Below are 10,022 nucleotides of genomic sequence, written 5' to 3'. Positions count from 1 at the left end.
TACATTTTCCAAGTCTGGATAAAACTTCTTAAGCATTGCCGCTATTTTTTTAGGTGTAAACGGCTTCACTACAAATCCTTTAGCGCCTTTATCAATTGCATCCTTAACATTTTCAATACCTGAATGTGCAGATACCATTACTACATTTGTCTCAGGGCTTAATTCATTGATTTGCGCAATCAAATCTTTGCCATCGCCGTCCGGCAGTTCTATGTCTAAAAAAATGATATTATAATTTGCAGCCTGGCACTCACTAATACATTGTGAGGCAGTAGATGCTTCCTTTACGTTATCTATCCCTAAGTGCATGAGCGTTTGGCTCAAAAAACTACGCACTGTGCTAACGTCATCTACAATTAAAATTGATAGCTGCGTATTCATCTTTATTCCTCGTAGGCTATAAGCTAACTTTAAGTTATCATAATAATTAGCTTAGTATATAAATTTGCTCATTTAATTATAGAGACCTACGGAAAAAAGGCCAGATTTGCTTTATGTCTAAAACCCCAAATAAACAGTCGTTGCTAGGTAAAGCACCAACAAGAAAAAAAACAGCGCAAAAAAGAAAGCCGCAACGCCCTACTCAGCGCTCTATACCCGCAGAGGAAAAAACAAACATAAACAATGGCACTAGCCAAAAAACAAAGTCAAAAAAGGGGCTATTTATATCTCTGGCCATTGTTATTGTAATAATTTTAGCTTTTCCAAAACCAACCTTGCTCACCTATAAAAAATTAGGGATGGTAAGTGAGAGTGTTTACTGGCCTGGACTTTTAGGTTACGGAGCTACTTTAATTGATTCCAACTTGCACCCCAACTATGATTCTAGCCGTGAATCCCTTTATTTATGCAGTGATTTACAAAAACCACAGAGCTGTCAAAAGTATCAAGTAATTGCTGACAATGGTTTGTTTTCGGCAATTGGCAGTTACTTTTAGCATTAAAAAAACTAATCTGAAAATTTAAAATTACTTGGTTGAAAGGTGTGCAAAAGATCAACATAATGGCGCTCCTTTTTTCAACAACTGAACTATTGAAACGACCATGCTAAATGAGCTAGATTGGCTTTTAAATACTACACTACTTGCACTAGGTTTAGGTGCATTCTTTATTAACCAGATAACACTGCTGCGCGTTGCCGCCATTAGTGCATGTGGTTTATTATTCTTATCATTTAGCCTAGATCTTATGTCGTCGAGCGTTATTTCAAATATGAGTTTAGTGTTGATCAACACTTTTTACCTGTTTAAAGTTTATACATTTGGGCAATTTAATGTAACCCAAAGTTAACAACTTCTCCTTAGAATATTTAATAGCCCAGCATTGCTGGGCTTTTTTGTTGCGAATTTTTAAAATATTAGAAACACGTTAGATCAGGACAATATTAAACGCCACTAAAGCACCACTACAATAATGGTGCTGAGCATGTACTGTTGAGAGAAACGAGAAGAAAGACGAAAACTGAAAATACCTAATAAGCTAGGTTAATCTGCTATTGTTAATTCACTTTGGGTTTGTGTTTTAGATGGACTATCTTCAGCGTTAGCCTGATTAAACCAAGCTGAAACACCTAGCACAATAATTGAAATAACAACGAGGCTTAATTTAGCCCCACTTTGACTGGATTTCATAACACCCTCTTTATATTTTTATTAGTGAGAATATCTTTTACACTAATGAAAATTACAAATGTTAACAAGCTGTTTTTTAAACTAATTAGCTATCAGCTAATAACCTTTAGTTCTATCCACTGAATTATTGAGTGCTAAGCCGATATTCAAACGTTCAATATTATCGGCTATTTGGTCTATAACGCTACTTAAATCAGATAGCGCTGCACAATGTGGTGTAAGTGTTATTTTGGGGTTTCCCCAGTAAGGGTGATTCTGCGTTAAAGGTTCTTGGTCAAAAACATCCAAGGTAGCAGCGCGTAAGCTATCGTTATTTAATGCATTTAATAAATCTTGCTCAACCACATGAGCACCACGTGCTACATTAATAACAACAGCATGTGAAGGTAGCTTAGCGAGCATTGAGTGATTAATAATACCCTTCGTTGCCTGCGTAAGAGGTAATAAGCACACGAGATAATCAATCTTACAGAGCATATCGCTAAGTCCTTCATCGCCATAATAAACCTCGACATTAGTCGTGTTTTTATTACTTTGCGCCCAGGCACTTACTTTAAAACCATTAGTTACAAGTTTTTGCGCACATGCTTTACCTAATTCGCCAAATCCAAGTATACCAACATGTTTATTACTAAAAGCTCGTTTTGGCTTCCATGTTTGCTGTGTTTGTTTAGTGTAATACTCTTTTAAGCGTAATTTTTGAGCTAAGACATGTGTAAGTACATATTCCGCCATATCTTCAGCAAGTTGCATGTCAACAATACGTACTACTTCGACATGTTCAGGTAATAATGTTAAATCGATACTGTCTACGCCTGCACCAAATGACGACACAGCTTTTAAGTTAGGCAGCTGCGGCCACAGAGACTCAGGAGCATTCCACGCAAGTACAAAATCCACATTATTTGCGTTTTTGCAATCAGGCCATTGCTCTATCAATGTATTTGGTAATCGCTCTTGTAACTTCGTTATTAGCTTTTCGTTGTTGCGCCCCGTTATAGCCACCAATACCGACATAAATTCTCCTAGCAATTCACAGTTTATAATTTAGTACTTTAAAAAGTCACACTACTGCAAAGTAACTGTCACACCCTTTTTTTAATCTTACATGTATAGCGAATAGACCAAACGGGATATGAGGTTAATATGATAAGTGTTGATAAAGTAATTGCAGCAAACTTACCACAACTAGAGAACTCTCCAAAAGTAAAAGGTTTAGTAAAAAAGGGCTTAGGTTACTTATTGCATGAACAAGAGTTTATCACCTTTGGTAATACGTACCCTCACCTACAAGGATTAGAATTTGTTGAGCAAGTACTTGATGAACTCAATTTTGATACGCGCTATAAACCTAAGCAGATAGAACATATTCCTAACGAGGGTAAACTTGTTATTGTTGCTAACCACCCTATTGGTTCACTAGATGCTTTAGCACTTATTAAAGTACTCTCTACAGTAAGGCAGGATTTAAAAGTAGTCGCAAACCGCATGTTAATGTCGGTCAGCGCAATGCATTCTCTTTTACTCCCTGTTGATAACTTATCTGGTATGAGTAAAAAGCAAGAGCTTAGTAATATACAAAACCATTTAAAAGGTGGAGGTGCCTTACTTATATTTCCTGCAGGGGAAGTGTCGCGCCTAGGACCAACCGGTATTAAGGATTGCAAATGGAATAGCGGTTTTTTACGTATGGCAAAAAAAGCCAACTGCCCCATTTTACCTATTTTTATTAAAGCCAAAAATAGTCCGCTTTTTTATGGTACATCAATGATTTATAAACCTTTGGCAAGTTTACTATTAGTGGCCGAAATGTTTAAGCAGCGCCAAAAATCTTTAGAGTTTGAAATTGGTGCTTCTATCCCTCCTGAGTCCTACTTGATAGAAAACCTTAAAGATAAAGAAATTGTAAACCTCATACGTAAGCAGCTTTATAGGCTTACAACTAAAAAAACACTGCCGCTAAAAACACAAACACCTATTGCTGTGCCCGAGTGTAGAAAAGAACTAAAAAGAGCAATTGAGCAATGTCAGCTTCTGGGTAAAACACACGATGGCATGCACATTCATTTATATCAATATGTAGGTAGTTCACCTATTTTTAGAGAGTTGGGACGCCTCAGAGAAATTGCATTTAGAGCAGTAGGTGAAGGAAGCGGTAAGCGTCGTGATATAGATAAATACGATATGGATTACCAACACCTTGTACTGTGGGACCCTATGCAGCTAGAGCTAGTAGGTGCTTATCGATTAGCCTGCGCACAACAGATAATAAAAAAACATGGACGTGAAGGTTTATATACCGATAGTTTATTTTCTTACACCGACGCTATGACGCCCTATCTGCACCAAGGTATTGAGCTTGGTCGAAGTTTTGTACAACCTAAGTATTGGGGACGTAAGAGTCTCGACTATTTATGGTACGGTATTGGTGCTTTTATAAAAAACTACCCACAGTATAGATATTTATTTGGGGCTGTAAGCGTGTCCAACGCTCTACCTGAGCAAGCCAAAGCCATGCTCGTTTATTACTATCAACATTATTATAAAAGCAGTATAGAACTAGCTACGCCTAATAATGAGCTTAAATTAACTGAGCAACAGCTAACTCAATGCAATATTCTTTTTAATGGAAACGATGTTAAAGAAGATTTTGTAGAGTTAAAACATGTGTTAGCTAATATGGGCGCTCAAGTCCCTACTTTATTTAAACAATATACTGAGCTTTGCAACCCTGGCGGTGTACAATTTTTAAGCTTTAGCATTGATCCCGATTTTAATAATTGTATTGATGGATTGGTATTAGTCGATCTTAAAAGTGTGAAAGAAAACAAAGCTAAACGTTATTTAGAATAACTATTGATAAGTAAAGTCAGTGCACCGAGTATTTTATGCATTATAAAATACTCGGTTTATATTTCATTATACAAACCGACTCAATCGCATTTAAGTCTTCCAATACTTTTTTAAGTGTCGGCTGTTTTAATTATTTTTTGAACCCTGCTAAAAACATATTTTCTTGTTTATTAAGGCCCTTGGTTAAACACGAGATTATGGCAAGGCAGTGCCTGCCTTAATATATTCATGTGACTGTTAATTAAATAAATATGTCAATCTTTACAAAAGCATAACGACACTAAAATTAATCTAAATCAATAAAATATTTTATAAGCTTCAAATGCTTTTTAAACTTTGATCTAGAACAGGTTTTCATATTTATTGCTCGGTAATAATAGCGCCAATCAAACAGTAGTTCTTGGAGAACAACATGAAAACTCAAATTAGCATCGCATTATTAACCTCTTTATTAGCACTCTCTCCAGCTGCACACGCTAACTTTAGCGTAAATGTTGGCGCTATTAACGTAAACCCTGATAACAGTAGCTCAGCGATTAATGAAGCACCTACGCTAGGCCTTAAAGGTGATTCAGATACTCAACTAGGTATCACCGTAGATTATGCATTTAACGATCAATGGGTGTTAGAGCTGATAGCAGCAACACCGTTTTCACACGATGTAAATGGCGCAGACGGCTTAGCAGGCAACAAAATTGCAGATATAAAACAACTTCCACCGTCATTGGTTGCACAATACCACTTTTTAGATACAAGCTATGCGCTAAGACCTTTTATAGGCGTAGGCATAAACTACACTACATTTTTTGATGAGCAACCCTCTCAAGCACTTAAAGCAACACTAGGAACAGACGATGTAGAAGTAAAGTTAGATGATTCGTTTGGCTTTATGGCTCAGGTAGGTGCTAACTATAAAATTGATAAAAACTGGGGTTTACACGCTATGGTATCAATTATGGATATTGATACCGATGCCACTGTTTATGCTAATGGTGCAAAATCGCTTACATCAACTGTTGAGCTTGACCCTGTTGTGGCTATGTTTGGTGTTAGGTACAGCTTTTAAAGTATATATGAAGTAGTACATAGTTACCCAATTACAATGTGTGTTAAAAGGCCGAAAGGCCTTTTTTCTCATTTGTAGGGTATTAGCGATTTGGCAGGTTACTTAACTTTTTCTGCTCTAACATTTCTTTCCAGTGCATTACTTCACTTGGCAATATAGGTGTTTGCCCATCAAAACCAGCAACTTCAAGCATTTCTTCAATACTTATAATACCCTTTTTACTTTTAAATACACCGCGTACATAAGCAATAGCATGTAAGCCTCGCTCTGAGTGAAACTTTTGCTCAATATAAAAGTATTTATGATCCCAACCAACTAACTTAGTACTTATTGTATATCGCTGCATAGGTTTAATATCGCGGATATAAGTAATAGCAGTTGCGTTAACAATCGGAAACCAACGACGCTTCATTATTTGCTTTAGTAAGCCAACACGCTCCGTCATCCACGTGCGAGATAAATCCATCATCGCAAGGTAGCGTGAGTTTGTTAAATGTAAATTAATATCACAATCAGTCGGCAAAGCTTTGTAATCAATATCTACTGTATCAAGTAGATTTTGATATTGCTTATTGCGTTTAATTTTGAAAAATAATAATAAAAGTCGAATATATAAGTTCACAAAAAAGGTCTTACCAGTTAAATTTATTCGAGTGTAGCATAGCCCCTTGCGAAGACGAATATTCTACTTTAATCTTAAATCATTATTACAATAAAAAAGATAACTAATGAAATCAAAACTAAAAATTATCGCTGCACTGGCCCTATTAGTCCCTAGCTACAATGCTTTTGCCGATTTTTCGTTACCAGGTAAAGGCTCAGTAACTTACCCTACCGGTGTAGTTAAAGAATTTAAATTTGGTTTTGAATGGCAGCAAAAAGCTGAGAAATTCACTATTGGATCTAAAAGTTACAATATGGAGCAAATTCCTAGCTCTTATTCTGTCGCTATCACACTCTCAAAAGATGACAGCCAAGTATGGGTTCAAGAATTTAATAACGGGTTTATTGAGGAGTTTGAATGGCAAATTGGCGAACATACAGTCACTCTAAAAAAGCAGCAGTTTAGCGATCCGGTAAAAGGTGACTATGTTATTGAGCTAAATGGCCGTAGCTATTTTTTCACTCGTAATAACGCCAGTATCGTAATGAACTTTAACGAAGAAGGTATTGAGACGATTGCAATTGATGGGGTAACAAAAAATATGGGCACTAAAAATTAGTCCCCATATTTTAATTTCTTTAAGTCAATTACACTTTTACTGTTTTTCGATTAATCCCGTAATCACGTAACTTATTAGCTACAGCGGTGTGACTTAGGCCCAATCGCTTAGCTAACTGACGTGAGCTTGGGTAAGCAGGGTAGAGTTTGCGAAGTAAAGTCGCTTCAAAACGTTTAACAGCTTGATCTAGTGAGCCTTCAAAATCAGACTCTAAATACCCTAAATCATGAGTAAAAGTTGGTAACTGCAAATGCTCTACGCGAAGCTCGCTATCATCTAGTAACGACACTGCACGGTAAATTGCATTTTCCAGCTGACGTACATTTCCAGGCCAGGGATACTCTTGTAAAAAGCTTAAACACTCTTGTGATAAAACAGGAATTGCATGACCATTTTGTTGCGCATATTTTTGAATAAAATGCTCTGCAAGTGGTCCTACATCTGCTTTTCTATCTCTTAGTGGCGCTATTTCTAAAGTAAGCACGTTTATACGGTAATATAAGTCTTCTCTAAAAACCCCTTCTTGTACCATTGCAGGTAAGTCTTTTTGAGTAGCAGCTACAATACGAACATTTACTTTAACTTCGTTCTCATCGCCTACTTTTCTAAACGTACCATCTTGTAAAAAACGCAGTAACTTAGTTTGTAGTTGAGTCGACATTTCGCCAACTTCATCTAAAAATACAGTTCCACCATCAGCTTGCTCTAATACACCACGCTTTGGCGCTGCGTTTTCTTCGTACCCGGCATAACCAAATAATTCAGACTCAGCAACATCATCAGGAAGTGAAGCACACGATAGCGCAATAAAAGGCTTAACAGAGCGATTAGATGCGTAATGACACGCGCGAGCTAATAACTCTTTACCAGTGCCAGTTTCGCCAGTAATCAAAATAGGGGCTTCTAGTTGCGCCATTTTGCGTGCTTCGCGCACAACTCGGCGCATTGCCGTACTAAAGTTATGAATAGTAGCAAAGCTTTCTTGCCCGTAGCGTCTAAATGCACTGACCTGCTGCCCTAAGCGGCTTTGCGATTTAATGTTAATAACCGCACCCGCTAAAACATCGCCTTCACTGCCTTGTGGCACGGCAATTGGTAAAATGTCTGCAATAAAATCTTCACCCGCCACTTCAACGCGCGTGGTTTGCCCAAGCACTTCTTTACCTTCTAGCCAACGCGTAAAGTTAAACCCTTTAAGTAAGTTATTAATATTTGCACCAATAACTTCTTTTTCAATTAACTGTAAGTCCTTACATGCTGCATCGTTGCATAAGCGTACCCAACCTTTAGCATCAATAGAGATAACACCATCAGGCAATGCACGTAGCAAAGTATTTAATTCGTTGTGTTCACGCTCAGATGGTAAAAACGCAGTGGTACGCACGTCATGTACGCCGTCGATTAAACGTATCGATGGCATAATCTTTTGAAACTGCTCAAACTCTATTTCTGGAAAGCTCACATACATACGGCAATTGACAGAATCGACCTCAATACCTTTTAAATCAACACTGTAGTTAACTAAAATATTAAGGATTTCTTGGGCTATACCGATCCTATCAGCACAGTGAATATCTAGACGCATACATCCTCAAAGCAGGAAAAACTAAATTAGCCGAATAATACGCTAAGTCGCTTTGATAAGGTAGCTTATTGTAAACATTTTTGGACAAGTCTGCGTTTTAATTAACACATAAGAATAACAACATAAACACGCTACACAGCAGAGCTAGCCTACTGCGTAGCTAAATTACTTTTAACCTTGAGGGTAAGCAGACCATTCTTCGCCATCAAGTTGTATGTAAGGTCGTTTATTAACATACATCATGATTGTGCCGGCATTTTCAGCAACTTTTGGTGCTTTTGGCAAGTTTTCAACTAAATTGGCAATGCTGTTATTACCCCCAAAAACATTTGTCTCAAGTGTTTTTGCAACAATTTCAGATAAGGCAAAGTAACTAGTCGATTCGTTAATCATAATTTGCGAATAACTTTTAACGTCTGGGCCAATAAATTTTATAGCAGCTGGTACAGATACAATAGTAGGGCTTGGTATTTCACGAAGGCCAGCAAACTGTACCTTGTCACCTTTTAATGCTGCACCATGTTCGGGTACTACCATTAACATGACATTACGGCCGCGCTTTTCAAGGTTTTGAATAAAACGATTAATATCAGATAATAAATTAGCGTGCCTGATTGGGTAACTTTCAAGGCTGTTCATGCGTTTTTTATTGGCCAGCTGGTTACCATCGTGAAGGCTTGTTGTGTTGTAATACATTGCACACGGCTCACAATCTTGCGCTTCATTTTTAAGCCAACTATCTAGCACTGCACCGTCAGAATAAATAGGACTGTCGTCAAAACCGTATTGCGCTACTGGAAGCGAATCAATATTAAGTGGTTTATCGTTTAGACCACCAAAGCGATTAACCAAACCTTTAAAGTCATCGAAGTGGCCATCGTGGTTCATCACAACGCTGCTTTGATACCCTAATTTTTCTAAGTTTTTAAATAGATAACATTGCTCTGGTGCATCACTAAATAAAGCCGTTTGGCTTGTTTGCCCACAACTTGCGCGTAAAAGCCTTATAGCTGCAGGCCCACTGTATGATGTTGCTGAGTTAAAATCTGAAAACACCACATCAAAATCATTAAACATGTCTTCAACACTAACGCCAATAGCGTTCAAATCATCAATCGCCATTGAACAAATATTTAAAACGATGACATCGAACAGTTCGCCATTAACTTGCGAAGGAAAATGGCTAATTAAATGGCTTTGTTGTTGATAAAAGTCTGACAATTTTTGATCAGGCGTTTGGCTTTCGCGAGTAATGACTTGTGCTTGATTAGTAGGCTCATTTCTAATTGTTGTATTTGTAGATTTGGCATTTACTACTGTGCCTGATTGTTCACCCTCTCCTTGCCATCCAATCAAAAGCAGCCCAACAATTGTAATTGTTGTAAAACGTAACCACTGAGATGTATACCAAAAACACACGGTAATAACGAATAATGCCAATAGCATATCTACACTGATTACACGTGCTAAAAGTTCAAAAAAATAACCAAAGCTGAAATCTTGAACATTACCAGCTTGCTTTGTCAGCCTATTTATTGGCGGCAACCAAGAGTCTTGGTAAAGTATGATAATCGCAAAAATACCACCAAGTACATGTTTTAACTTTTCAAAAGTCGATTTATTAAATTTGATTGCTAAAAGTGCTGCAAGGGCAGCATTGGTTA

At 37.4% G+C, this 10,022-nt stretch carries 11 protein-coding genes; 5 read left to right on the top strand and 6 right to left on the bottom strand.

Translation table 11 applies throughout. The annotated features are described in order from the left end of the window. Nucleotides 1-381, bottom strand: a 381-nt coding sequence (locus tag H5072_RS04845) for a response regulator (protein ID WP_002958224.1), incomplete at its 3' end; no start/stop codon positions are given. 113 nt (nt 382-494) lie between these two features. Between H5072_RS04845 and H5072_RS04840 the strand changes: the two genes are divergently transcribed. Further along, the gene (locus H5072_RS04840; RefSeq protein ID WP_024603734.1) at nt 495-938 is read left to right on the top strand and encodes a hypothetical protein; all 444 of its coding nucleotides are present in this window, start codon (nt 495-497) and stop codon (nt 936-938) included. A 106-nt stretch (nt 939-1,044) separates the two neighbouring features. Then, nucleotides 1,045-1,290, top strand: a complete 246-nt coding sequence (locus H5072_RS04835; RefSeq protein ID WP_002958222.1) for a hypothetical protein — start codon at nt 1,045-1,047, stop codon at nt 1,288-1,290. A 194-nt stretch (nt 1,291-1,484) separates the two neighbouring features. Here H5072_RS04835 and H5072_RS04830 read toward each other — a convergent pair whose 3' ends face one another. Next, entirely contained in the window at nt 1,485-1,631 is a 147-nt protein-coding gene (locus H5072_RS04830) for a hypothetical protein (protein WP_002958221.1), read from the bottom strand. A 96-nt stretch (nt 1,632-1,727) separates the two neighbouring features. Continuing rightward, on the bottom strand, nt 1,728-2,648 hold the full coding sequence (locus H5072_RS04825) for a glyoxylate/hydroxypyruvate reductase A (RefSeq protein WP_182692869.1): 921 nt from the start codon (nt 2,646-2,648) through the stop codon (nt 1,728-1,730). Nucleotides 2,649-2,777: 129 nt separating this feature from the next. On the opposite strand from H5072_RS04825, the gene H5072_RS04820 reads away from it, so the two are divergent. Then, nucleotides 2,778-4,484 carry a lysophospholipid acyltransferase family protein gene (locus H5072_RS04820; protein ID WP_182692868.1) on the top strand — a complete coding sequence of 569 codons (1,707 nt, stop codon included), beginning with the start codon at nt 2,778-2,780 and terminating at the stop codon, nt 4,482-4,484. A 412-nt stretch (nt 4,485-4,896) separates the two neighbouring features. Next, nucleotides 4,897-5,550 carry an OmpW family protein gene (locus H5072_RS04815; protein WP_024596630.1) on the top strand — a complete coding sequence of 218 codons (654 nt, stop codon included), beginning with the start codon at nt 4,897-4,899 and terminating at the stop codon, nt 5,548-5,550. An 82-nt stretch (nt 5,551-5,632) separates the two neighbouring features. Here H5072_RS04815 and H5072_RS04810 read toward each other — a convergent pair whose 3' ends face one another. Further along, nucleotides 5,633-6,172 (bottom strand): thioesterase family protein, encoded by a 540-nt coding sequence (locus H5072_RS04810; RefSeq protein ID WP_024596631.1) that lies wholly within the window; start codon nt 6,170-6,172, stop codon nt 5,633-5,635. 106 nt (nt 6,173-6,278) lie between these two features. Between H5072_RS04810 and H5072_RS04805 the strand changes: the two genes are divergently transcribed. Continuing rightward, a complete protein-coding gene (locus H5072_RS04805; protein WP_024596632.1) occupies nt 6,279-6,773 on the top strand; it encodes a hypothetical protein in 495 nt (164 codons plus the stop codon). A gap of 28 nt (nt 6,774-6,801) precedes the next feature. Here the strand turns inward: H5072_RS04805 and tyrR are convergent, their stop codons facing one another. Further along, nucleotides 6,802-8,358: a transcriptional regulator TyrR gene (gene tyrR / locus H5072_RS04800; RefSeq protein WP_002958215.1), complete on the bottom strand. Its 1,557-nt coding sequence runs from the start codon at nt 8,356-8,358 to the stop codon at nt 6,802-6,804. Nucleotides 8,359-8,529: 171 nt separating this feature from the next. Then, the coding region (bcsG, locus tag H5072_RS04795) for a cellulose biosynthesis protein BcsG (protein ID WP_182692867.1) at nt 8,530-10,022 on the bottom strand (1,493 nt) is incomplete at its 5' end.

This window comes from Pseudoalteromonas sp. SR45-5 (assembly GCF_014163565.1).
In the GTDB taxonomy this organism is placed as follows: domain Bacteria; phylum Pseudomonadota; class Gammaproteobacteria; order Enterobacterales; family Alteromonadaceae; genus Pseudoalteromonas; species Pseudoalteromonas distincta.
This window is presented reverse-complemented; position numbering and strand designations above follow the sequence as displayed.

Coding starts and splice junctions, on each gene's coding strand:
- H5072_RS04820 (WP_182692868.1), top strand. CDS start 2,778: ATGATAAGTGTTGATAAAGTAATTGCAGCAAACTTACCACAACTAGAG.
- H5072_RS04835 (WP_002958222.1), top strand. CDS start 1,045: ATGCTAAATGAGCTAGATTGGCTTTTAAATACTACACTACTTGCACTA.
- H5072_RS04805 (WP_024596632.1), top strand. CDS start 6,279: ATGAAATCAAAACTAAAAATTATCGCTGCACTGGCCCTATTAGTCCCT.
- tyrR (WP_002958215.1), bottom strand. CDS start 8,358: ATGCGTCTAGATATTCACTGTGCTGATAGGATCGGTATAGCCCAAGAA.
- H5072_RS04830 (WP_002958221.1), bottom strand. CDS start 1,631: ATGAAATCCAGTCAAAGTGGGGCTAAATTAAGCCTCGTTGTTATTTCA.
- H5072_RS04825 (WP_182692869.1), bottom strand. CDS start 2,648: ATGTCGGTATTGGTGGCTATAACGGGGCGCAACAACGAAAAGCTAATA.
- H5072_RS04840 (WP_024603734.1), top strand. CDS start 495: ATGTCTAAAACCCCAAATAAACAGTCGTTGCTAGGTAAAGCACCAACA.
- H5072_RS04815 (WP_024596630.1), top strand. CDS start 4,897: ATGAAAACTCAAATTAGCATCGCATTATTAACCTCTTTATTAGCACTC.